Origin of the sequence: Parabacteroides merdae ATCC 43184, assembly GCF_025151215.1 — a bacterium.
Classification (GTDB): Bacteria; Bacteroidota; Bacteroidia; order Bacteroidales; family Tannerellaceae; genus Parabacteroides; species Parabacteroides merdae.
The window spans coordinates 195,879-221,080 of sequence record NZ_CP102286.1 but is presented as its reverse complement, the minus strand read 5'-3'; the positions used below and the strand labels follow the sequence as shown (position 1 = coordinate 221,080).

17 protein-coding genes and 1 tRNA gene are annotated in these 25,202 nt (G+C 42.3%); 14 read left to right on the top strand and 4 right to left on the bottom strand.

The features are described 5' to 3' along the window. Positions 1-26: 26 nt before the first annotated feature. The 5 genes from NQ542_RS00810 to NQ542_RS00790 all read left to right on the top strand — a co-directional run bounded on the left by NQ542_RS00810 (position 27) and on the right by NQ542_RS00790 (position 8,457). Complete coding sequence (locus NQ542_RS00810; RefSeq protein ID WP_005641325.1) at positions 27-1,445, top strand: RagB/SusD family nutrient uptake outer membrane protein; 1,419 nt, start codon at positions 27-29, stop codon at positions 1,443-1,445. A 219-nt stretch (positions 1,446-1,664) separates the two neighbouring features. Beyond that, on the top strand, positions 1,665-2,810 hold the full coding sequence (locus NQ542_RS00805) for an AAA family ATPase (protein WP_005641327.1): 1,146 nt from the start codon (positions 1,665-1,667) through the stop codon (positions 2,808-2,810). Between the two features lie 255 nt (positions 2,811-3,065). After that, a complete protein-coding gene (locus NQ542_RS00800) occupies positions 3,066-5,987 on the top strand; it encodes a SusC/RagA family TonB-linked outer membrane protein (RefSeq protein WP_005641329.1) in 2,922 nt (973 codons plus the stop codon). 29 nt (positions 5,988-6,016) lie between these two features. Beyond that, a complete protein-coding gene (locus NQ542_RS00795; RefSeq protein WP_005651166.1) occupies positions 6,017-7,555 on the top strand; it encodes a RagB/SusD family nutrient uptake outer membrane protein in 1,539 nt (512 codons plus the stop codon). Between the two features lie 29 nt (positions 7,556-7,584). Then, positions 7,585-8,457, top strand: coding sequence for a hypothetical protein (locus NQ542_RS00790; RefSeq protein WP_005641333.1), 873 nt, complete (start codon positions 7,585-7,587; stop codon positions 8,455-8,457). An 88-nt stretch (positions 8,458-8,545) separates the two neighbouring features. Here the strand turns inward: NQ542_RS00790 and NQ542_RS00785 are convergent, their stop codons facing one another. The 4 genes from NQ542_RS00785 to argB form a co-directional block, all read right to left on the bottom strand. After that, the gene (locus NQ542_RS00785) at positions 8,546-10,009 is read right to left on the bottom strand and encodes a TolB family protein (RefSeq protein ID WP_005651162.1); all 1,464 of its coding nucleotides are present in this window, start codon (positions 10,007-10,009) and stop codon (positions 8,546-8,548) included. Between the two features lie 11 nt (positions 10,010-10,020). Beyond that, positions 10,021-11,772 carry a DUF6057 family protein gene (locus tag NQ542_RS00780; protein WP_005641338.1) on the bottom strand — a complete coding sequence of 584 codons (1,752 nt, stop codon included), beginning with the start codon at positions 11,770-11,772 and terminating at the stop codon, positions 10,021-10,023. Positions 11,773-11,783: 11 nt separating this feature from the next. After that, complete coding sequence (locus tag NQ542_RS00775; RefSeq protein WP_005641339.1) at positions 11,784-13,253, bottom strand: ATP-binding cassette domain-containing protein; 1,470 nt, start codon at positions 13,251-13,253, stop codon at positions 11,784-11,786. A gap of 263 nt (positions 13,254-13,516) precedes the next feature. Further along, positions 13,517-14,284 (bottom strand): acetylglutamate kinase, encoded by a 768-nt coding sequence (gene argB / locus NQ542_RS00770; RefSeq protein WP_005641341.1) that lies wholly within the window; start codon positions 14,282-14,284, stop codon positions 13,517-13,519. 77 nt (positions 14,285-14,361) lie between these two features. On the opposite strand from argB, the gene NQ542_RS00765 reads away from it, so the two are divergent. The 9 genes from NQ542_RS00765 (at position 14,362) to NQ542_RS00725 (ending at position 25,148) form a co-directional block, all read left to right on the top strand. Then, a tRNA-Gly gene (locus NQ542_RS00765) sits at positions 14,362-14,434 on the top strand. A 181-nt stretch (positions 14,435-14,615) separates the two neighbouring features. Continuing rightward, a complete protein-coding gene (locus NQ542_RS00760) occupies positions 14,616-16,127 on the top strand; it encodes a bifunctional ADP-dependent NAD(P)H-hydrate dehydratase/NAD(P)H-hydrate epimerase (protein WP_005641343.1) in 1,512 nt (503 codons plus the stop codon). A 748-nt stretch (positions 16,128-16,875) separates the two neighbouring features. Then, on the top strand, positions 16,876-18,411 hold the full coding sequence (locus NQ542_RS00755; protein WP_005641347.1) for a tetratricopeptide repeat protein: 1,536 nt from the start codon (positions 16,876-16,878) through the stop codon (positions 18,409-18,411). Positions 18,412-18,705: 294 nt separating this feature from the next. Beyond that, entirely contained in the window at positions 18,706-19,773 is a 1,068-nt protein-coding gene (locus NQ542_RS00750) for a DUF4831 family protein (protein ID WP_005641351.1), read from the top strand. Positions 19,774-19,793: 20 nt separating this feature from the next. Then, positions 19,794-21,320: a peptide MFS transporter gene (locus tag NQ542_RS00745; RefSeq protein ID WP_005641353.1), complete on the top strand. Its 1,527-nt coding sequence runs from the start codon at positions 19,794-19,796 to the stop codon at positions 21,318-21,320. 4 nt (positions 21,321-21,324) lie between these two features. Then, a complete protein-coding gene (locus NQ542_RS00740) occupies positions 21,325-21,753 on the top strand; it encodes a hypothetical protein (protein ID WP_005641355.1) in 429 nt (142 codons plus the stop codon). Then, a complete protein-coding gene (bioB, locus tag NQ542_RS00735) occupies positions 21,750-22,730 on the top strand; it encodes a biotin synthase BioB (protein ID WP_005641356.1) in 981 nt (326 codons plus the stop codon). The genes NQ542_RS00740 and bioB overlap by 4 nt, the downstream gene beginning before the upstream one ends. Beyond that, positions 22,727-24,007: an adenosylmethionine--8-amino-7-oxononanoate transaminase gene (gene bioA, locus NQ542_RS00730; RefSeq protein WP_005641357.1), complete on the top strand. Its 1,281-nt coding sequence runs from the start codon at positions 22,727-22,729 to the stop codon at positions 24,005-24,007. Before bioB ends, bioA begins: the two co-directional genes overlap by 4 nt. A 1-nt stretch (position 24,008) precedes the next feature. Further along, positions 24,009-25,148 (top strand): 8-amino-7-oxononanoate synthase, encoded by a 1,140-nt coding sequence (locus NQ542_RS00725; protein ID WP_005641358.1) that lies wholly within the window; start codon positions 24,009-24,011, stop codon positions 25,146-25,148. The last annotated feature ends 54 nt before the right edge of the window (positions 25,149-25,202 follow it).

Here is a 25,202-nt window from a genome sequence, read left to right as displayed (position 1 = left end):
AATTCGTTTTACTATAAATAATAACAATGATGAATAGACTAAATATAAAATCTATATTTGCTGCTGTAGCAATAGCTTCAGTGACATTTACATCTTGTGATGGATATCTGGAAACTTTCCCTTCAGATTCATTGGTCAGCACAGATGCTATCACGACTTTACAAGATGTGGAAACAGCACTTAACGGAACATACTACAGTTTAAAGAGTGCCAACTATTATGGTTGTGATTTTGTATCACGCGCCGAAGTGGGGGGTGAAGACGTACAGACAATCTCTTCCGGGGGGTTAAGAACCGACACTTATTATCGTTTCATACACCGTCAGAATAACTCGCCGGAAAATTTATGGAGCTATCCGTATGCCGTTATCAACCGTGCGAATGTATTGCTGAATGCAATTGAAACAGGAGACCTTCCTGCAGGAGATGAACTTAATAATGCAAAAGGAGAAGCCTTAGCTCTTCGTGCTTTATGTCACTTCAACCTTCTGATTACATACGGAAAGCCTTATTTTGTAGAAAATGGAGCTACTCCGGGTGTAGTATTGGTAAAAAATGTTTTGAGCGCAGATGATCTTCCCAGTCGCTCAACTGTTGCAGAAGGGTATGATATGGTCATCAACGACTTGGAGGAAGCGTTGAAATGTATCGGGACGGAAGTAAAAGACGGACGTTTCAACAGTTGGGCCGTAAAAGGTTTACTGGCACGTGTCAATCTATATAAAAGAGATTGGGATAAAGCTTTTTCTTATGCAGAAGATGTAATCAAAAATTCTCCGTATTCTTTGCTGAAAACAGAAGACTATGTTGCAGCATGGTCTGGAAGATACTCTTCGGAATCCGTATTCGATCTGGAAATTTCGGATTTGGATGCCGGTGATCGTGAAATGTTTGGATATGTAGTCGATCCTAAAGGATATGCTGCTGTTTCCAACACGAAAGAATTTGAAGATCTTATCAACGAGAACCCGGATGACATCCGTCGTAATTTGCTAACTGCAGCATCAGTCGAAGGACGTACTTACATGAACAAATATCCAGGGATCAATGGTAAAACGGCCGTAAACAATATTCGTGTAATCCGTCTGTCAGATATTTATTTGATTGCTGCTGAAGCTGCATTGAAAAAATCTTCTGCTGATCAGGCTAGTGCAAATAAATACTTGAATGCGATCATCAAACGTGCTATTCCTTCCGCTTCAGATGTGACTGCTACCGAAGCATTGGTCTTGAAAGAAAGACGCAAAGAATTGGTGATGGAAGGTCATCGTTTTTATGACATCATGCGTTTAGGGATTACGGTAACTCGTAAGGGTGGATATCATTTCTTGAACAACACCGATCTTATATCTCCGAGTTATCAGGATTATCGCACGATTTTGGCAATACCACAGTCTGAAATAGATGTAAATCCCAATATCAAACAAAATGAAGGATACTTCTAACAGGATAATATTCAAATGAGAAATAGGCTGTTATTCTTATATAACAGCCTATTTTCTTTTGTGACTATTATATATAAGTATCTCCATATCCTACATTATTATTAGTCAATGTGCGTGAAACTGGTTAATTTGAAATCAATCGATTTCAAATTAACCAGTTTCATATTTGCACCTTCCAACTATTGTTGCTACATTTGTTTAGATATAAAAAATTATACTATGGAGGCTCCATTTGTTTACGGACGTATTGCCGATGACTTGAATTTTACTGACAGGAAAAATGAGGTTGCTTTGTTGACACAAAACTTCAAGAATCTCATTAATACCGTTATTATATCTCCACGTCGCTGGGGTAAAACATCTTTGGTAAATAAGTGTGCCAAACTTTTATCAGAAGAGAACAAGAATACACTGGTCTGTCAAGTCGATATTTTTAATTGTAGAACGGAAGAACAATTTTATACGGCCTATGCTAATGCTTTAATGCGGGTATCTACCTCTGCTTGGGAGGAATTTGTAGCAGGAGTAAAAAAATATTTGAGCCGAATGGCACCTACTGTTTCTCTTTCCGAAGGCAGTCAGAGCTATGAATTATCTTTTGGTATCGGTTTTAAAGATAACCGGTTGTCTTATGATGAGATATTAGATTTGCCACAACAGATCGCTAAAGATAAAGGTAAAAAGATCATTGTCTGCATTGATGAATTCCAAAATATCAACGAATATGAAGATTCGCTTGCTTTTCAACGTAAACTTCGTGCTCATTGGCAGACACATACATCTGTTTGCTATTGCCTGTATGGGAGTAAACGTCATATGTTACTGAGTATTTTCAATGACTACAGTATGCCTTTTTACAAATTTGGCGATATCTTATTCTTACAAAAAATAGAACGAAAAGACTGGGTTGCATTTATTTCCCAACGGTTTGCTGATACCGGAAAGCAAATATCGGATGAATTATCTGGTATGATTGCCGATAAAATGAAAAACCATCCGTATTATACTCAGCAATTAAGTCAGCAAACTTGGTTGCGTACATCAAAAGAGTGTTCGGAAGCTATTGTCAATGAGGCGTTCAACAGTTTGATCGGTCAATTGAGCCTGTTGTTTACCAATATAATAGATTCTTTGACTTCCCGTCAAATTAGCTTTTTGATAGCTGTCGCCGATGGAGTGGTTAATTTCTCATCTAAAGACATTTTGAAGCACTATCAATTGGGAACTTCAGCAAATATCAAAAACTTGAAAAAAGCGACACTTGAAAAAGATTTGATCGATATATTGCCTGGCAATACGATAGAAATCCAAGATCCGGCTTTTGAATATTGGCTTAAAAATGTGTATCAGAATCCTGCAAGATAGTTTAATCTACATCAAGAAATCAGGAGGAAACAGGTAGAACTACAGCACAGTTTAGAACTGTTAAGGATGTGGTTGCTACTTTCACTAAACATTTTAACACATTGTTAATCAAATAAATCAGTTTGCTCTATATTTAGAATGTTATCTTTTATAGGAGAATGATGATTTAAAAGATAAATCAAATAACACTTTAATAATCAACAATATAACCATTAACTGAGTTCTGCAAAGACTCTGGTAGTTTCCTTCGTGGGGATGAAGTCTCAGGAGGTTGGAATCAAGCCAAAAGTAAATGTAGTATTGGAGGGGGACAATCAGATGCTTGACGAAGTAATGGTTGTCGCTTACGGTACCGCTAAAAAAAGTTCTTTTACGGGATCGGCCTCTACGATCAGTAATGAAAAATTAGAACTCCGTCCTATTACGAACTTAACAAAAGGGTTAGAAGGACAGGCAACAGGATTGTTGACAACTTCAGGATCCGGACAGCCTGGCGAAGATGCTTCCATTGTAATCCGTGGTTATGGTTCAATTAATGCATCACAAGATCCTTTGTATGTTGTCGATGGTATTCCTTTCGATGGTTCTTTAAGTTCCATCAATCCGTCTGATATCGAGTCTATGACTGTATTGAAGGACGCTTCTGCTGGTGCTTTGTATGGTGCGCGTGGTGCGAACGGTGTCGTTATGATCACAACTAAACAGGGTAAAGAAGGAAAAGCTCAAGTAACATGGCGTTCAACTGTAGGATGGGCATCACGTGCTATCCAACCGTATGATATGGTCGATCAGAAAGAATTTGTGCAATTAACTTATGAAGCTCTTCGTAATGGTTACGTATTCAACTCTGGTTATTCATGGGAACAAGCACAACAGATGGCAAGAGCCGGTTTAAGTGCCAATTTAGGTGGTGAACTATACAACCCGTTTAAGAATTACACATGGGACAATTTGATCAATCCTGAAACAGGAATGGTACAAGCTGATGCTGTTTCAGCCTGGAATGAACGATGGATGGATGCAGTTCAACGAGATAATGCATTCAGGCAAGAACACCAATTATCTGTAAACGGCGGTTCTGAAAAAACAAAATATATGTTTTCTCTCGGTTATCTGAATGAAGATGGCATTCTTATCAATACAGGCTTTCAGCGTTATAATGCTCGTGTAAACGTTAATTCTAATATTACAGATTGGTTTAAGGCCAACATGAATGCCTCCTTGTCTAATTCAGTGCAGGATTACAGTGACTATGACGGATCTTCCACATCAAATGTATGGTATTCAGCACAGTTCGTTTCACCGTTATTTCCCGTCTATGTGAAGGGATTGGATGGAAAGAATGTATTGGGTGAAGATGGAAAACCTCAATTGGATTATGGAGAAAACGGACGTCCGGGAAGCTATACGGATTACAATCCAGTCGGCGGTTTGACTGACGACAAATCAAATAAAAAGAATGATGTGGCAAGCCTTCGCACTGGAGTGACTTTTGGTTCAGATAAAGATAATTTCGGTGTTTTCAAGGGAATTAAACTGAATGTGAATTTCGGTCTTGATTACCGCAACCAATCACGAATGAGCTATATGAATATGTATCATGGAAACCAGGCTACAGCAGGTGGTTTATTGACCAAATATAACACACGCATGCAAAGTTATACTTTCAACCAACTGTTGTCATGGAACCGTTCTTTCGGATTACATTCTTTTGATGTTTTGGCTGGACATGAATTTTATGCTTACAGCCACGAATATTTGAAGGCTGGAAAAACAAACCTGGTAGACGGTATCCTTGAACTGCGTCCGGGAACGACTTTGTATGCAGCCGATTCTTATACGGACAAATATCGTATCGAATCGTGGTTAGGACGTTTCAACTATAATTATGATGAAAAGTATTATTTCTCTGCATCTTTGCGTACCGATGGATCTTCTCGTTTTCATAAAGATCATCGTTGGGGAACATTCTGGTCTATCGGTGGTAACTGGCGTATTTCCAAAGAAGCGTTCATGGAAGATGTTAAATGGATTGATAATCTGTCTTTGAAATTAAGCTATGGACAACAAGGTAATGATAATATCCTGAATTCAGATAAGACAAGCAATTATTACTTATGGCAAAGCTTGTATGATTTAGATTGGCCGAATTCGAACCAAATCGGAGGTATGGTTTCTTCATTGGAAAATCAGGTAGTGTCTTGGGAAAAGAATGGAAACTTGAATGTTGGTGTCGAAGCGACCTTCCTTGGAAGCCGTCTATCCGTCAATGCCGAATATTACAATCGTAAGACTGTCGATATGTTGTTAAGTTACCCGATGGCAACTTCTACCGGATTCAATGGCTACAATGCCAATGTCGGAGACATGAGAAACTCGGGTTTCGAATTTGAAATAAGAGGTACTGCTATCAGAACGGATGATTTCGTCTGGAATATAAGTTGGATGGGATCAACTGTAAAAAATAAAGTCTTGAAGCTGACTAATACAGCACCCGAAATCATCAAGGGAGTTTACAGTATCAAAGAGGGCATGCCTATCAATACGTTCTATATGGCTAAATCAGCAGGAGTAGATCCAGCTACAGGCGCTCAACTCTATTGGGTATACGACAAGGATGAAAATGGAAACATCATCAACGAACGTATCAGCGATGACTATTCAAAAGCATCAACCAGTAAATATTATCAAGGCAACCGTATTCCGGATCTTTACGGAAGTATTGGAACAGACTTTTCTTACAAAGGCTTCGATTTGTCAGTCCTAACCTCCTATTCGATTGGCGGTAAAATATATGACAGTCTGTATACAGGTTCCATGAACGCCCAATATGCGACGAACACCTGGAATAAACATCAGCTACGCCGTTGGCAGAAACCAGGCGATATTACAGATGTGCCTCGTGTGGAAATCAACGGTGCTTATACAACGACAGATCGTTTCTTAATCAATGCATCTTATTTTGCAATCAAAAATATCACATTAGGCTATTCCTTGCCTAAAGACTGGATGAGAAAAGCAAAACTGGGAAATGTCCGTGTATTCGGTTCCATTGATAACCTGGCGTTATTTTCTCATTTGAAAGGTATGGACCCTCAATACAATTTTAAGGGTGAAACCGATTATTCGTATACACCAAACAAAACATACTCTTTTGGTGTAGAAATTAACTTCTAATGTTAAATCATTATTTTATAAGATACAAGATGAAAAAGATATTCAAATATATGATTGTCGGTCTGGTGGCTTGTACGACTCTATCGTCATGCTTGGAAAGTTCTCTTGATACCAATCCGACTGATTCAATGTCCGGAAGCGGACTATTAGCAAATGCCAATGCGGCTTTAGTTCCACTGAACGGTCTTTACCGTTCCATGTATTCAGCATGGTCTCCAACAGATAATACACACCAATGCTTCGGTATCAGTGCTTACAATCTGATGGCCGATGTGATGGGAGAAGATATGATCATGGCTGCAATGGGCAGCGGCTGGTTCTGGTATGATTGCTTATATAACGTAAAAAGCAGATATACTGCTACTACTTGGCGCTCATATGATTTATGGAATTGCTATTATACTTGGATTTCCAATGCTAATTATATACTTGATGCAGAGGAAACTATGGCAGGGACAGAAACGGAAGTCAACTATATCATGGGGCAGGCCTATGCAATACGGGCTTACTCCTATTTCATGTTAGCGCAAAGTTTTGCCCGGACCTATAAAGGACATGAGGGTGAACCTTGTTGCCCTATATATGTCGAGCCGACAGTCGCCGGTACAGAAGGAAAACCACGTTCTACAGTGCAAGAGACATATGCTCAGATTATGAATGACATCAATAAAGCTGTCGAACGGTTAAACGGTACAACCCGCAAACACATTTCACATATCGACTATGCCACAGCATTAGGCTTGCAGGCTCGTATCGCATTAGTGATGGAAGACTGGGCTACCGCTAAAAAATCATCGGAAGAAGCTATTGCAGTAAGCAAATGCACGATTGCAAAAGTTTCAGAATTTAAAGGTTTGAACAGCGTAAGCGCACCAAATGTTATGTGGGGGGCAGAAATCATATCTGACCAAAGCGGTATGTATGCAGGTTTGTTCACACACATGGATGCAGATGCCGATAAATACGGAGCAAAAGCCCGCAAACAGATCAACAAAGATTTGTATGGAAAAATGGGAACGGAAGACGAACGGTTGGTCTGGTGGAACCCGAAAGATGCCAACAATAAAGATGGTGGTTATCAGCAGGAAAAATTTAAGTTTTCCGATATCCAAACTTGGATGGGAGATTATGTTTGGATGCGTATAGAAGAAATGTACCTGATTGCTGCTGAAGCAGAATGTCGTTTAGGAAATGATGCTGGTGCACGCGAATACTTAATGGATTTGATGAGTAAGCGTGACGCGTCTTACAGCTGTGCTCAAAAGTCCGGTACATCTATGGGAAAATTGACTTCTGATTATACAGGTTCATTATTGGAAGAAATCATTATACAGCGTCGTATCGAACTTTGGGGCGAATTTGGTCGTATCTACGACATTCGTCGTTTGAAACAGGGATTCAAACGAACTGCAGAAATGGGTTGGCCGACTGACGCTTTGCTTGTTAATCGCAATGCAAATGACCCGGAAAGCTATATGTGGGTATTGACAATTCCTCAAACTGAATTTGATGGAAATTCCAGTCTAGACCAGACCAAAGACCAAAATCCGGTCGGTGATACTAAATAAATTTATTCATTGATTAAAAGATAAAAGCGATGAAATATATTTCAAAATTATCAACATTAACCACTCTTCTATCAATTATCTTGGGCTTTGCAGCCTGTGATAATGAACAAGAATGTGCTCTATATAATACAGATGCAGCAAATAGAGCTGTTTTTGTAAATGCTTCTTTAGCTAATATCACGGTTTCACCTGCTGATCCGACCTTTACAGTAGATCTAGTACGTGCAAATGCCGACAGCGAATCAAGTGGGACCATTGTATTGACTGCTACGGTCGATGAAGTCCCCTTAGCCGGTTGTACTGTTTCCGATTATACTTTTGCTGCTGGTGAAAATATGACAAAAGTCACAGTCAACGTATCTCCTTTGGAAATTGGCAAAGAATTGAATATCACACTAACATTGGATAATACAAATGAACCTGTAAGTGGCAGTAACACAGTTTCAGTTACGGTTAATAAAGACTATAACTGGGTATCTTTGGGAACAGGTACATTTGCTGACGTTTTGGCTTTTACAGAAAAGCCTTACAATGTAGAAATTCAAAAAGCGGATGGCTTTGACCGTTATCGTGTAATGAAACCATATGAACAAGGTTTGAAAAATGATGATGGCGGATGGGGAAACGCTGTAGCCTCAACTTCATGCGATTATATCGAATTTTGGATTAAGGATGGCATTATTTATTATAATAAATTCTTTATCGGAATCAATTATGACGGAAGTGCCTCAAATGCAATTTATGCCCACCACCCAAGTGATTTTGCAGGAATCAGTTTGGCAAATAATAAACAGCTAGATGACAAGACTTTCCAATTAGCTCCTTACTATTACATAGAAGCTTTGCAAGGAGGTTTTGATTACACAGGAGAAGGTGGTTCTATTCTTATTACTCTTCCATAAAAAGAAATTGCCTATTATTATGGTGGTGTATCAAAAAAGGATTACAGCTCTTTTGATACACCACCATTTCTTTTCTTTCTATCCAACCTTATTGCTGAGCAAGCCTGACATCCGTCCCCTTATCCTCTTTTGCCTTAATAGCCAAGACCCGGCCTCGTACTTTTACCTTTCCGGTTATAAATTCCGGGATATTGAAAGATTTCATAAAGGACTGATAGAAACCGGCATCTTTCTGAGGCAACAGGAAGGGCTTGCCAACTTTGCCGTCTTCATCGACATAAGCAATATATGGGCGTGTATATAAACCGTCTATCCTCCTGCTACTGAATACGAACCAACGACTGTTGCTACTCCAGGAATGATAGCTTTCCACATCGTCGCTATTCACTTCCACCAACGGACGGCTCGTGCCTGTCTGAAGGTCCGCCATATATAAATCAGCATCTTTATGCCAGATCGAAAAGTTTCCATAACCGGATAATGTATACAAAAGGTAACGTCCGTCAGGCGAAACGCGCGGAAAAGAAGCACTCATCCCACCGCTCTTCGCATTGTAAAGCGTATCGACCTGCGCCCCGAAAGCACGTGTCACCGGATCAAAAGAGACGGAACATAAATTATATTTGACTTCCGAGTACTCCTGCGGAATAGGTCGAGCCTCTGCTGTACAGAAATAGAGTGTCTTTCCGTCGGGAGAGAAAGTCGGAAATGTTTCAAAAGCATCTTTCGAAAAGATATTTGAAGCCGTCACGATCTCGTGTTTTTCCACATCGTACACCACTACATCGGAAGCCTCGTCATATACTTCCACCCTATTCCTGTCATTCAGATGAAATGCCTGCTTGGTTGTATTCACAGAGAAAGCCACATATTTGCCCGAAGGATGCCAGGAAGGGTAAACCAAAGGAGAAATCGTTTCCTTCGTCTTGGTATTCAGCTTTTCAATCTTATCGCCATCGACCAGGATCGTCCCCGGAAAAGTCTCGCGCATATGAAACAGCATCTTATTCGGATCCTGCATGCAAAACGAATGGCAATTCACACAGTTGTTTCCACTCATCTTATTTTCAATAATAGGAATTTGCGTATAACTCTCCAAATCCCTTTGATAGATTCCCATCTTGTTCCACAACTCATATCCCGGATCGATCAGACGATAAGCCAAATAAGAGTCTACCTTTTCTGGAGCAACCCGGATAGTAAAAGGAGAATAGGCCACCCATTCATTGCCTTGTTTCACTTGGACCGTCACCTGTATGGAGTCACCGGCAGCCGATTCCAGCAAATTCTTCCATTTGGAAGGAGGAATCACAATGCTACCCTTTTCTCCTTTCACCTCGAATTGTTGCCCACCAAAAGAAAAAACAGCACGCGATCCGGCATCCTGATCATCCAAAGCAAAATTCAAAGGAGCCATATTAGGAGGAATAACCACACCGTTATAATCCGGAAAAATGGCAGGCATCGCGTCTAATGTACGGCTCACTTTCACCGAGTCGGAACAAGACAACAAAGCCGCCAGCATACATATATATACATTCTTTCTTTCCATTTTCTTACGCATCATTTAAACATAAAGTAAAACCAGTAGGTATTTCCGTACGACCGGTTCAACAGCCCGGCAATAGCACTGTTATTGCGGTTCGCAAGCACCTGCTTTTTATAGTCGGTGAAGCGGGCAACAATTGTTTCGGAGACATTGAAACGTTTCCAGTAATCCGGTTCTTTTTCAGACATCACAATAACGGCTTCCTGAAAATGCACGGGCAATACGGGCAAAAACTCTGTCCCGTAATATTTTTCCACCAGCGCTTTAAATCCTTCCAGATCCTTAGCCAATAAATACATTGCACCCAAATACTGCAAAGCAGCAGAGTTGGCAGGTCCTTTTTCCAAGAAAAGCGCCAGATCTCCTGCCAACCCCTTTATCATTGCCAATGAATTCCGATCCGGCAACATCCGCCTACGGGTTCCTAATATGGGATCGCTTTCGACAACTTCGTCATTATAAAGGTATTTGCGCTGTGATTGAGCCCAATCCCGGTATGCATATGTTTTCTCAAGTATTGAGATATATTTTTCAGCTACGGGATACGTACCGTAAATCAGATTTGTCTGCACCAGTCTCTTCAACATACGAGGATTGCCATCCTCCATAGCACTCACATACCCCTCAAAAGCCATTTCCTGCGATGAAGCGGTTGCCCCCATCGTAAAATAGATATCACTGAGCATGCAAGAGATATTTTCCGATTTATTCCATTGTACAAGCAACCCTTGAGGTCCCCGCTGGTCGAAGTTGAACATTTTATCCGAAAGTTCTCCCTTATTGGCCAATGCCATATTCAGATGGCACATATATAAGAAATTTGTCAGTTTCCCTTTACATTCTTCTATCGTCTTGTCCCATTGTTCCGTTCGGGCAAAATAATCCAGTTTTTTCAACTTCAGTGTCTTTGCATCGCTATATTTGGGCATTCCCCACCACAGAACGGCAGCAATCATAGCCAATTGAGCAATACAACTGATCCCCGCAAACAATTTCTTCCCGGACAAACTATTCTTATTCCGGACAAAGAAAGCGATAAGAAAGACCAGAGGCAGGCAAATCCAAGAATAATAAATGATTTCTTTTGGATGGAGCGTATAATGGTAATACAGATCCGGACCAAAAACCCATCGGTATTCACCCATCAAAGAGAAATAAACCGTTCCAACACCCAATAGCAAAACTTCCGCAACCCCGATCAACGAGATATACCATTTAGGCGTCTTCCGCAACCCTTCGAACAGGCAAACCATTCCGGCAAACAAGACGGTAATCGATCCTGCCAACCAAAACAAGACCGGAACCAACACACAACCTGCCACCAAACGGAAAAGATCATTCCGTATCCTCATATACCCACAGAGCAAAGCCATCATCATCAGGTAGCAAACAGTGCCCTGTACCCTGTAATTGAAGTCGAAATGCATGAACAGCAAAGCCAACATCGGTAGCACATAAAGGATAAAAAGCCCCGAAACAGGCGCGATCCGTTTCACAATACCAGCCGTACAAACCCCGACACCTGTCAATAAGACCGCAGTAACCAACGCCCCAACATAGGGACGGATAAAAAACTGCACCAGGAATTCCGCCACCAACATGGAAAAGCCACCCGGAAGAAGCAGTTTATTCCTTATATACGCCTCGGAAAACAAAAACAGCTGACTCTGTTCTATATAGTAAAAATGATACTCGAAACACATTTGCAAAAAAGCAAACAAAGCTCCGAAAACGATCAACCAAAAGGCAACAAGTTTGTATTTCATCTGACAAATCCTTAAGCGTGTTTAACCAATTCAAAACGTTTATCCACACAAGCTGGCAATTCATGCAGATAGTGCGTGACATAAATCAACGTCTTTCCCGGACGCGAACAGAACTGCTCGATAATGGCAGCCACCTTCTTTTTATTGCTCACATCCAATCCGTGCAACGGTTCATCCAAGATAATCAGGTCCGGATCTTTGACAAACGCACGCGCTAAAAGCGCCAACCTCTGTTCACCGGAAGAAAGTGTAAGAAAAGAACGGTCTTTCAACTCTTCAATACCGAATACACGCATCCAGGCCAAAGCTACCTGTTGCTGCCTCTCCGTGCATTTCCTGAACAACCCGATCGAGTCAAAAAATCCGGAACTGACGATATTCAATACCGGCACATTCTCCATATAGAAAAGATGCATTTCCGGGGAAACATATCCGATACGCTTCTTTATATCCCAGATACTTTCCCCCGAACCACGTTTACGATCAAAAAGATAAAGCGTATTGGCATACGACTGCGGATTATCGGCATAAATCAAACTCAACAAAGTCGATTTGCCAGCCCCGTTCGGACCGAACAACGCCCATTTCTCCCCGTTTCTCACTTCCCAATCCAGATCTTTCAGAATCGTACGGTTACCATACTTGATCGAAACATGTTCCATCCTGAAAGTAACGAGATGAGCGGAAGGTTCTTTCTGTTCCCCGACCGGAAGTGAAAACGCCCCGCTCCGAACGGAATCTTCCTTTCCTTCGAATGGGAATAAATCGGCTATCAGATCCGTTTGCTTCAGGAATTCCTCTCGGCTGTAAACAGGAAGACATTTGCGTTGCTTGACCGGTAAGACATGTGTAATCATTTCAGGTATATCGTCCGGATTAGAAAGCAGTAAAACCACCTGCACACATTTCAACTTCGTTATTTGCTGCAACATCTCCACCAGAACACCCCTCGAAGGAGCATCCAATCCGATAAACGGATTATCCAATATCAAGACACGAGGATGCTTCAATAACGTACGAACAATCAAAAACTTCCTCAACTCACCACTGGACAGGAAGATCAGTTTCTTTGGCAAAAGCTCTTCTATGCCGAACAAAGATAACACTTTATGATAATCTTCCGATCCCGCATCTTCTTTTAATATATCTTCTATTGTTGGGACCTCATCCGTTTCAGTAGAATGCCAGCGTTGCTGATAATAAGAATTACGGCAATCGGCCAAGGAGTAAATATCCTTAAATGCTATACTTTTCACCAGGGTACCGACATTTCCCTCATATCCGAAAGCAACTTCGCCTTCCTTCAATGCAAATTTACGCTGCATGACGTCAGCAATCAATGTTTTACCCGCACCGTTCGGCCCGATAACACCCCATTGTTGTCCCTCTTCTATTATCCAATTGAGAGGTTCTTCAAAACGCAGTTCCGGCAAACGGGTCACGACGTTCCGAATATTCACAACTATTTTCCTATTTTCCATCGCCTTTTTATTACACGAAGCAAAGGTAACAGAAAAGGGGAAACTCTCCCAAGCTCCCCCTTCTATTTTGTACAGGTATATTGTTATATATTCCTTCGCAAATTAGTTACCCAAAAACAGACCTGTACAGTATCCCAACGTTCGTCTTAAAAAATACACTTAAACTATTTACACCACAAATATACGAAACAATTTTACTTATTATCATTTTACAACCCAAATTTGTTGCAAAACATAATATTAGCAACAAATTTAGTAACACATTAAAAGACACGTGTACCTTTCCCCAAATGAATATCCGAAGCCTGCGTGATAATCACCTGCTTAACCCCGGCATCGATCGCCTGAAACGAATTTTCGAGCTTAGGGATCATTCCCCCTTGAATCACACCCGCTTCCACATACTGCTCGAAAGCCGTACGGTCTATTTCGGGAATCACACTTTCATCATCGTTCTCATCTTTCAAGACACCTTTCTTTTCAAAGCAGAACATCAAAGTCACTTCAAAATGTTTCGCCAGAGCTTTTGCGGCTTCTCCTGCGATCGTATCAGCATTGGTATTCAACATATGTCCTTGTTTGTCGTGTGTAAGGGGAGCCAATACCGGAACAATACCTTGATGAATCAGGGATGCCAGCAGATCCGCATTCACCTCTTTCACATCACCGACAAAACCGTAGTCCACCTCTCCCACCGGACGTTTGTCCGACCGCATCAGATTCATATCCGCTCCGGTCAGTCCCAACGCATTTATACCTAAGGCCTGAAGGCCGGCGACAATATTCTTATTGACCAGTCCCCCGTAAACCATTGTAACCACCTTCAACATGTCAACATCCGTAATCCGGCGACCGCCCACCATCTTACTCTCGATACCCAATTGTGCAGCCAGCTTCGTAGCGGAACGTCCGCCCCCATGAACCAGCACTTTATATCCTTCTACCTGCGAGAAATCATTCAACAGATTGCGAAGTGTTTCCTCTTCTTCCACAATCTTTCCTCCCACCTTTATCAGCGTTAGCTTTTCCATTCCTATAAATTATTCTAATTTTTTTGAGCCAAAGGTAGTAAAAAATAAAAGATTTGTATACTTTTGCACCATCCAACGCGGTAGTAGCTCAGTTGGTAGAGCATCAGCTTCCCAAGCTGAGGGTCACGAGTTCGAGCCTCGCCTACCGCTCAAAAGAAGACACTCTCTGATTATCATGTCATTAACAGATAATCGGGAGTGTTTTTTTATGAAAACAAATTACATGCACAGCAAAATCCCAGTGACTCAAAAGTAAGCAAAACTTTTCTTTCAAAAGAAAAGTAATATTCCTACATTTGTATGCACAAAGAAACAAAGACAACCGATAGTTATGATAAAGATATTCTCAACAGATAAAGTCAGAGAGCTCGATAAATATACCATTCAAAACGAACCGATCAGCTCTATCGACTTGGTAGAACGTGCGGCAACCGTATTTACAAGTGAATTTTGCCGCCGCTATTCCAAACAAACTCGTATTATCGTATTTGCCGGACAAGGAAACAACGGAGCCGATGCGCTGGCAATCGCCCGTATGCTGACGGATGCCGGTTACCGGGTGGAAACTTATCTGTTCAATCCAACCATGCGTCTTTCTGATGACTGTGAGCTGAACAAGCAACGGTTGCTTCACATGGAAAAGATCGAATTCACGGAAGTCGTGGACGATTTTGTCCCGCCCGAACTGGAAGAACGGGATGTCGTGATAGACGGCTTGTTCGGTTCCGGCCTGAATCGCCCCTTAACCGGAGGATTTGCCGCGATGGTAAGATATATCAACCAGTCGGATGCGACCGTCGTTGCGATCGACATTCCTTCCGGCCTGTTCGGAGAAGACAACCGCAAGAACGATCCGGACGCTATTATCCATGCCGATCTGACGCTGACATTCGGTTTTCCGAAATTAGCGTTTCTACTTCCCGAAAATGCAGAATTTGTCGGTGAATGGAAAGTACTGGACATCCTGTTACACCCGGAAATAATTGCCAGCACCCCGACACAATTCACATTGGTGACGGAAGAAGATATTGCTGCTGTTTTCCAACCCCGTAACCGCTTTGCCTATAAAGGGACATTCGGCCATGCGCTTCTGATCGCCGGAAGCCACGGAAAGATGGGAGCAGCCCTCCTATCCGCTAAAGCCTGCCTTAGAAGTGGAGCAGGCTTACTGACCGTCCACATCCCCGGACGTGGCGAGCAGATTTTGCAGACTGCCTTTCCAGAAGCGATGGTTGATCTGGATCAACATCAAGATCATTTCAGCTCTGTTTCCGGTATCAAAGCCTACTCCTCAATCGCGATCGGGCCTGGTCTGGGACAACATCCGGATTCCGTCAAAGCTCTGGAACAACTACTCCAAGTAGTAGAAAAGCCACTTGTGATCGATGCCGACGCGTTGAACCTGATTGCAGCCAATAAAGATTTATTGAAACGCATCCCTCCACGCAGCATCCTGACACCGCATCCCAAAGAATTCGACCGGATAGCGGGTGAAAGCACTAATTCATACGAACGGTTGAAAAAGGCTCAAGCTTTCGCTACCGATCATCAACTTTGCGTTGTCTTGAAAGGGGCTTATACAGCAATCTGTACGGCTACCGGAAACGTTTATTTCAACAATTGTGGAAATCCGGGTATGGCTACGGCGGGTAGTGGTGACGTTTTGACAGGTATCATCTTAGCATTGCTCGCACAGGGATTAGAGCCCGAAACGGCAGCCGTTTCAGGTGTTTTCCTTCACGGGACAGCCGGTGACCTGGCTGCCGTCTACCGTTCAGAAGAAAGCATGATCGCCAGTGACATCACGGATATGCTGGGAAAAGCGTTCAAGCAGATAAAATAAAAAGATCCCATTAATTTAACTCAATAAGGGGGGCACATACATTTTGCCCCCCAAAGTATCCCCCTCCGTTTTCAAAGAAGATTGTGATCGGCATACGAAGTTTCCTGAAAATCCTCTATCACTCTATCACTACGAAGGTTGTAGCTATTCATATTCAAGCGTCAGAGGAGTGATACAGGACGTTTTCCTCTATCACTCCTTTATCACTCCTCTATCACGTCTGAAACACATAAAATTTATTATGTAACTGGAAATCAATATACTACTTTCTTCTACTTTTTAAAAAGCATATAAAATAATCGAATAAACAAATGTAAAAACGAATATAATAGGTATTAAATTGGCAAAATACGGTTCTTCATTCCACAAAAGCTATCTCTTTTTTTAGCAAAGACAAGCACATAATTCTATAAACACCCCCATGTTGCCATCCTTAACATCCGGGTGTAGAGAGCCGGTACATCCGGGTGTTAAGGATGGCAACATGGGGATGTCCGGCAACTAAAGTCCCTTATCTGACAATAAAAACTACCCGGTTTTACCTATTTTATAGCCGTTTTTTGCATAAAATAATCGAGTGATTTGCAGGGATGGGGTTCACGAATCAACTACTGTACCAGCAAAAAAAATAGGCTTTTTTCTTATAAATCGAAGTAAATAAATAAAATGATTAAAACATTTTATTGGAAATAAATCATTTTTTTCCCGAAAACAAGTATATTCGAATCCATAACTAAAGGGAAGAGAAATGAATAAGTTTTTACTACATATTACATCGCTTGTTGCCCTCGTTTTGTTCCTGACCATGGGTGCTTGCAATAATACCCCAAAGACTCCAATACTACTTGAAGCGGAGAAAACCATCGAAAAACAACCGGACAGCGCCTTAAACTACTTAGGGCGTGTAAATTCCGATTTACAAGATGCTCTACAGGCACAAGAATATTACTTAAAGGCTTTGGAGATAGGCGAAGATTCAAAAGATTATACTCTCCTGATTAACATTTATAACAACTTAGGTACTTTATATGCTCACCAGGATATCAACGACATGGCGTTACCCATGTATAAAAAGGCCCTGTCATATTTGGAGTTAGAGCCCGATTCGGTAAAAACTGCTTTTGCCCTAAGAAACATTGCACGTATATATTCCTTGACACAAAAGCCAGATAGTTCAATAATATATTATAAACGTGCAATTTCATACTCTGCAATAAAAAACAGAGCCTCTATCCTTACCGATTTAGGGAATCTATATCTCAGTCTTAAAGACTATAAAAAAGCATATCAATGCATAGAAAAAGCAAAGCCTTTAATCGGTAATGAAAAAACACTCTATTCCTTATATTTGTCAAAAGGAGAACTGCACATTGCCACCAACCAGTTAGATTCTGCTAAATTTTATCTTAATCATTGTGTAAAGAGTTCCAATATTCATACACGTGCTGGTAGTTTGTACCACTTGGCTCAAATAGCTCAGAAAGAAAAAAACATCAACGATCTCATCAAATATTCCAATCTATATGAACAAACACGCAATTCCATAGTAGATAGTTTACATTTTGAAAATACGCGTCTAACACAAAGTATGTTTAACTACCAAAGGATTGTTAATGAAAAAAATAAATACGAAAAAGAAGCAACCCAAAGAATGATTTTGATATATCAAGTGATTATCGTTTTCAGTATCATCTTTATTTTAAGTTTCATATTTTTCAAAAAAGAACAAAATAGAAAAAAGAGATTTGCCCATTTAAAAGAAGAGCAATACAAACGCAGTCAACAATACATAGAAGACAATGAAAAACAAATTTCTCAATTAACAGAAATGCTCCGATCTAAACAAGAAGAAATGGGTGAAGTCGAAAAGAAACTATATGAAGCGAGAAAATTAATGCTTGAAATGGAAAACAGGCAAATTTTCGAAAAACAGGGAACATTTCTTTTGTTGGATAAAGATTTTCATAACTCATCTTTATATATTAGGATTCATAGGGAGAATGACATACAACTTGGTCCAAATGAATGGGAAGAACTACATCAATTGATTGATGCAACATATCCAGATTTCACCAATCGACTTATAAAACTTTACCCACAAATCTCCATAGAAGAAATACATATTTGTTATTTAGTAAAGATGCAATTACCCATAAAAAAGATAGCCTTCATTATGCATATCACAAGTTCAGGGGTGTCTCAATGTCGCAGAAGATTATATAAAAAGTTCACAGGAGAGCCTCAAAACACAGAAAAGTTCGACAAATTCATATCTGATTTCTAAGGAAGTACAACTTGTCACATTTTTGTCAACAAAAATATGTGCTTAATAATGAAGAGAAATTTACCTTTGCCGATCACTAAAACAAATCTTATTTTAATTAATATACAAGAACAGTCCCGGGCGGTGATTTAACCAAGCCTAATATCTCGATCTCCTTTTCCGCCGCCTTTGGGACCGTTCTTTATCTCTTCTCTGATCTATAAATGAGGAAAAGAGGCTTTTCCGGTTGGTTACTAACAAAATATTTCATAGTTTTGTACAATCATTTAGTAGAGATTAAACTTAGATTAGAATATGAAGAATTTAATCATTATAGCCAGTCTGCTCCTTAGTTTACCCATTATGGCTCAGACTAAAGTTGTAAAGAAAAATGCCGTCAAGGCAAATAATTTCGGTATAACTTATTCACTTCCTAAAACATCTCTGGTTGTAGATGCAGAAGTTACGAAAGTAACTTGCAAAGCAGGTCCCTATTATAAATACGCAGAAAAATATTTAGGAGTAAAAGACGCTATCACAGAAGATAAGGTCTATTACGAATTAGGAAAGATCAGCTTGGTCAACAAAGGTGTACCCGATGCAGACAATACATTCATCGTTGAATTTAAAGCGGGAACAGTTGCCCCATATGCTTATTTGACAGAAGACGGACTGCTTTGTTCCATCAATGCCGAATATACCCCCGATGAATCAGCACTGGAAGCGGCAAGAAAGAAAAATCAGGCTCCGACAAAAGTAACCGATGCCTCTGTTTTGTCAGAAGAGTTGCTTATGGCAGGATCTACAGCCAAGCAGGCAGAAGTGGCAGCCAAACAAATCTACCGTATCCGCGAGAGCCGTATGAACATTCTTACGGGTGATGCCGATAACCTGCCACCCGATGGCGAAGCGATGAAGCTGGTCATCCAACAACTGGAAGAGCAGGAAAAAGCGCTAACCAACTTGTTCACAGGTATCCGGGCAAAGGAAGTCAGTGACTACGAAGTGACTATTGTACCTTTCGACAATCTCGATAAAGAAGTATTATTCCGCTTCTCCCCCCAATTGGGAATCGTAGATGCCGACGATTTGGGCGGAGCACCTGTGTATATGAACTTAAAAGCCATCGACCGCGCTCCTGTTTTAGACCCGAAAGAGGCTGAAAAGAAAGAAAAATCACTGAAGGGCATTATATATAATGTACCAGGTAAAGCCAGCATCGAAATCAGCATGAACAAAAAAACACTTTATAAAGGCGAAGCACAAATTACCCAGTTCGGTACACGGGAAGGACTTGCCCCCATCATGTTTGAAGATAAAAAAGCTCCGGTAAAAGTTTATTTCTATCCGGAAACAGGTGCAATAAAACAAATCATTCAATAATCATCTAACAAATTAATTCTATGTTTGAAGGACAGCCTAAAGGTTTATATGCGTTAGCCTTAGCGAACACCGGCGAGCGTTTTGGTTATTACACCATGCTCGCAATTTTTGTACTTTTCTTAAAAGCAAACTTTGGTCTATCGCCAGGTATGGCAGGTACGATCTACTCCACATTCCTTGCTTTAGTCTATTTTTTACCATTCATCGGCGGTATCTTAGCTGATAAATTCGGGTATGGCAAGATGGTGACAATCGGTATCATCGCCATGTTTGCCGGATATGTTCTGCTCGCATTGCCATTAGGCAGTGGGACATTGGCTTTGGCCTGTATGTTTTCCGCCTTGTTGGTAATCAGTACGGGAACCGGACTATTCAAAGGGAACTTGCAAGTAATGGTCGGTAACTTATACGACTCTCCCGAATATGCATCCAAACGCGATTCCGCTTTCAGTATCTTCTATATGGCGATCAATATCGGTGCATTGTTTGCTCCTACAGCAGCCGTAAAGATCATGGAATACGCCCAGCAAAATTTAGGGGTTAGTGTCAACGACTCTTATCATTTTGCTTTCGGAGTGGCCTGCGTTTCTCTGATCATATCCATGGCTATCTATTATTCCTCTCGCCGCACATTCAAGCATGTGGAAGGAAATATCAAACAAACAAGCGCAGGAAAGGAAACGGCCAAAGTGGAAGAACTCTCTCCGAGAGAAACAAAAGACCGTATCATAGCTCTGTGTTTAGTGTTTGCAGTTGTCATCTTTTTCTGGATGGCATTCCACCAAAACGGACTTACCCTGACTTATTTTGCCGATGAGTTCACGGCCAAAAGTTCAACTGGCTTGGAAAGCATGATGTTCGATGTATGGAATCTGGTTGCCATAATCTTTATCGTCTATGGTCTATTTTCCTTATTCCAGTCTTCTACAGGAAAAGGCAAAGCAATATCCGGTATCGTCATTCTACTTGCACTTGCATTCTTAGGATACCGCTATAGTTCACTCAATGGTTCGGTTCCCGTAGATGCTCCTATTTTCCAGCAATTCAACCCATTCTTTGTGGTTGCTTTAACTCCTGTTTCCATGGCTATTTTCGGGGCATTATCCAGAAAAGGCAAAGAACCGTCGGCACCGCGTAAAATCGGTCTCGGCATGCTGGTGGCAGCATGCGGATTCATCTTAATGATGTTTTCATCATTCGGCCTATTGACTCCCGAAGCACAATCCGAAGCAATCCAGGCCGGTACTGCCTCTTTCGTTTCACCCAATTGGTTAATTTCCACTTATTTGGTTCTTACATTCGGTGAGTTATTACTTTCGCCTATGGGTATTTCCTTTGTTTCGAAGGTGGCTCCTCCCAAATACAAAGGTATGATGATGGGAGGTTGGTTCGTTGCAACAGCTATCGGAAACTATTTGACAGCCGTAGCAGCGTGGATTTGGGGAGATATGCCTCTGTGGATCGTATGGGGTGTATTGGTCGGCGTATGTCTCGTTTCTGCCGTATTCATTTTCTCTGTCATGAAAAAATTAGAAAAGGTAGCATAAGACCATGAGGAAGCAGTATACATACAAACCTGTTGCTCTCCGCTTCAGAAGATGGAGCCGGAAGAGGTATGCTGCTTTCATCAGTATACAACATGCCGTTACGATCGGGCAGTTGTCGGCAAACGTATCTGAACGGTTCCAGGCTAAAAACGGTTCCGTACATACGTCCGTGCTCACTTTCGACAAGGTAAACGATGGGGAGACTGAAGAAAAGGAGAATACATCTCATCCAGACTGTTCAAAAGACATCACCCTGTCCCTGCTCCTGCAAGCCTTATGTCCTGTCCAGATCGCAAACCGACCTGCGGCATCGTATGCACACATATCGTATGCACACATAATAAAAGATAACATTTCCGAAATCGCGGAAGGTCTCAGTTATAAACTGAAGGCCTTCCGCGATTTTCGTTTATACAAATACCCAAATACATGATTGAAACACTCAAACAACACGTTCTTTCCGGTGGCATGATCAACGAAGAACAAGCAAAAGAACTGGCTGCCGTTCCGGATAAGGAAGCCCTCTACGAAGCAGCTCATCAGATCACCCGCCACTTCATGGGAAACAAGTTCGACACTTGTTCCATCATCAATGCCAAAAGCGGGAATTGCAGCGAAGACTGTAAATGGTGTGCACAGTCCGGACATTATAAAACAAACGTGACGCTTTACCCGCTGTTGCCGGCAGAAGAATGTATCCGCCATGCGACACATAACCATAAGCAAGGAATCAGCCGTTTTGCACTTGTCACCAGCGGTAAGAAGGTTTCGGACAAAGATATGGTAAAGATTACAGAGACCGTACGCCGTATCAAGCGAACCTGCGATATCAAATGTTGCGCCTCGATGGGACTCCTAAACCGTGAGCAACTGCAAGCCCTTTACGACAGCGGAACGGAAAATTACCATTGCAATATAGAAACAGCCCCCTCCTACTTCCGCACCCTTTGTACGACCCACACGCCGGAACAGAAACTAGAAACGATCCGGACGGCACGGGAAATAGGTTTCCGTATCTGTTCAGGTGGGATAATCGGGATGGGTGAAACGGTAGAGCAACGTATCGAGATGGCTTTATTGCTTCAAAAGGAAAGGATTCTCTCTATCCCGCTGAACCTCCTGCAACCAATACCCGGCACACCGTTGGAAAAGGCACAACCGTTGACGGATGAAGAGTTCCTGACCACGATCGCCCTGTTTCGTTTCATCAACCCGAATGCTTACCTGCGTTTCTCAGGCGGACGGGCCCAACTAAGTGAAAAGATACAGCGCAAGGCTCTTTATATAGGTATCAATTCGGCGATCATCGGCGACCTGCTGACAACGATCGGGAGCCGGGTAGCGGAAGACAAAGCTCTTTTCACCTCCGAAGGATATTCATTAACCGAAAATACAGATTGGGAAAGATGACGACAGAAGAATTACTACACTTTGACCGGGAACACATCTGGCATCCGTATACATCGACAATCGATCCGCTTCCGGTCTATCCGGTCGAACGAGCAGAAGGGGTTACGATCACCCTGAAAGACGGCCGAAAACTGATCGACGGCATGTCATCATGGTGGGCGGCCGTGCATGGTTATAATCATCCGGTGTTGAATGCTGCGGCCAAGGCACAGCTGAACAAGATGAGCCACATCATGTTCGGAGGCTTTACCCACGAACCGGCTGTAGAACTGGCAGCCAAGTTGTTCCCGTTGCTGCCGCCTTCTATGCAAAAGATATTCTTTGCCGACAGCGGTTCCGTTGCAGTAGAAGTCGCCATGAAGATGGCCATCCAATATTGGCAGTCACAAGGGAAACAAAAAAAATATGCTTTCGCGACCATCCGAAGCGGCTATCATGGAGATACCTGGCACGCAATGTCTGTCTGCGATCCGGTTACCGGCATGCATGGGATCTTTTCCGGAAGCCTGCCTGTACAATACTTTATACCCCAGCCTTCCGTCAGATTCGAGGAAAAATGGGACGAAAAGGCGATTGAACCTTTAAAAGACTTGTTTGAGAAACATGCAGGAGAGATCGCAGCCTTAATCCTCGAGCCTGTCGTTCAAGGGGCAGGCGGTATGTATTTTTATTCACCCGCATTTCTGATAGCGGCACGTGAACTGTGTGACCGGTATCAAGTATTGCTGATCTTTGATGAAATCGCAACGGGATTCGGACGGACCGGGCGGCTTTTCGCCTGGGAATGGGCCGGGGTGGAACCGGACATCATGTGCATCGGCAAGGCATTGACGGGAGGTTACATGACACTGTCGGCAACCGTCACCAGTACACCCGTAGCCGATATGATTTGCAGTGGTGAGGCAGGGTGTTTCATGCACGGGCCCACTTTCATGGGAAACCCGTTGGCCTGTGCAATCGCATCGGCATCGGTCTCGCTCCTGTTGGAAAGCGGATGGCAGGAAAAGGTGAAGGCCATAGAGTCACAGCTTCGGGAAGAACTGGCTCCTGCCTCATCTTTCCCCGACGTACAAGAGGTACGTGTGTTGGGAGCCATCGGTGTGATCGAGATGAAAGAACCGGTAAATATGGCCGTCTTACAAAAACGTTTTATCGAAAAGGGCATCTGGGTCCGCCCGTTCGGTAAGTTGGTTTACCTGATGCCACCCTTTATCATTCAAAAAGAGGAATTGTCTAAATTAACAAAAGGGCTGTTAACCGTATTAGATTCAAAATAAAATGAAAGATTATAACGACATATTGGAGAAACTAAGGGCTTCCGGTAATCTGCGCAGTCTTCCTGATATCGTCCATCGTGGCAAATGGATCGAAAAAGAGGGGCAGACAATGCTCAACCTATCTTCCAACGACTACCTCGGACTCTCGTCCCGGCAGGATCTGCGGGACGAGTTTATCGAACAGTTGCAGGAAAGCGGCCTGCCGTTCTCTTCTTCTTCATCCCGGTTACTGACTGGGAATTTCATGGTCTATACCGAGCTGGAAGAACTGATGGCCAACCGCTTCGGACGCGAAGCCGCCCTGCTGTTCAACAGCGGTTACCATGCCAATACCGGAATACTTCCCGCCTTGACGGATAAACAGTCGTTGATCCTGGCGGACAAACTGGTACATGCGAGTATCATCGACGGGATTCTGCTGAGCGGCGCACCTTACCAACGTTACCGTCACAACGATTATGAGCATTTGGAACAGCTATTGGCTAAATACGTACATGCATACGAGCAAATTATTATCGTCACGGAAAGTATTTTCAGCATGGATGGAGATATCGCCGATCTCGGCCGGCTGGTATCCTTAAAGAAAAGATATCCGAATGTATGGCTTTATGTAGACGAGGCGCATGCTATCGGTGTAAGAGGGGAAAACGGCTTGGGGGTCGCCGAAGAGCAGGATTGCATCCGCGATATAGATCTCTTGGTCGGTACCTTCGGAAAGGCTTTGGGATCAATGGGAGCCTATCTGTTGTGCAGCCAGACGGTTAGGGAATATCTGATCAATACGATGCGCCCTCTGATATTCAGCACGGCACTCCCACCTGCTCAAATCGCCTGGACAAAGTTTCTGTTTGAGAGACTTCCCAGCTTTACCGACGAACGGCATCGTCTGGCCGTTACCAGCCACTTGCTTTCAGAGGCCTTGAAAGGGAAAGGGGGAGAAATATCGGCAAGCCACATCATTCCCTTCATTATTGGAGAAAACGAAGACTGTATCCAGACAAGCCTCTACCTGCAACGGAAAGGCTTTTACTGCCTCCCCGTCCGCCCTCCCACAGTCCCCAAAGGGACAGCGCGGATACGCTTCTCATTAACAGCCGACATAACTGAAGAGGAGATCCGATTTATGATTAATGAATTATGATTTATATCAAAACACACAAATATAATTCACCATTCATAAATCAAAATTCATAAA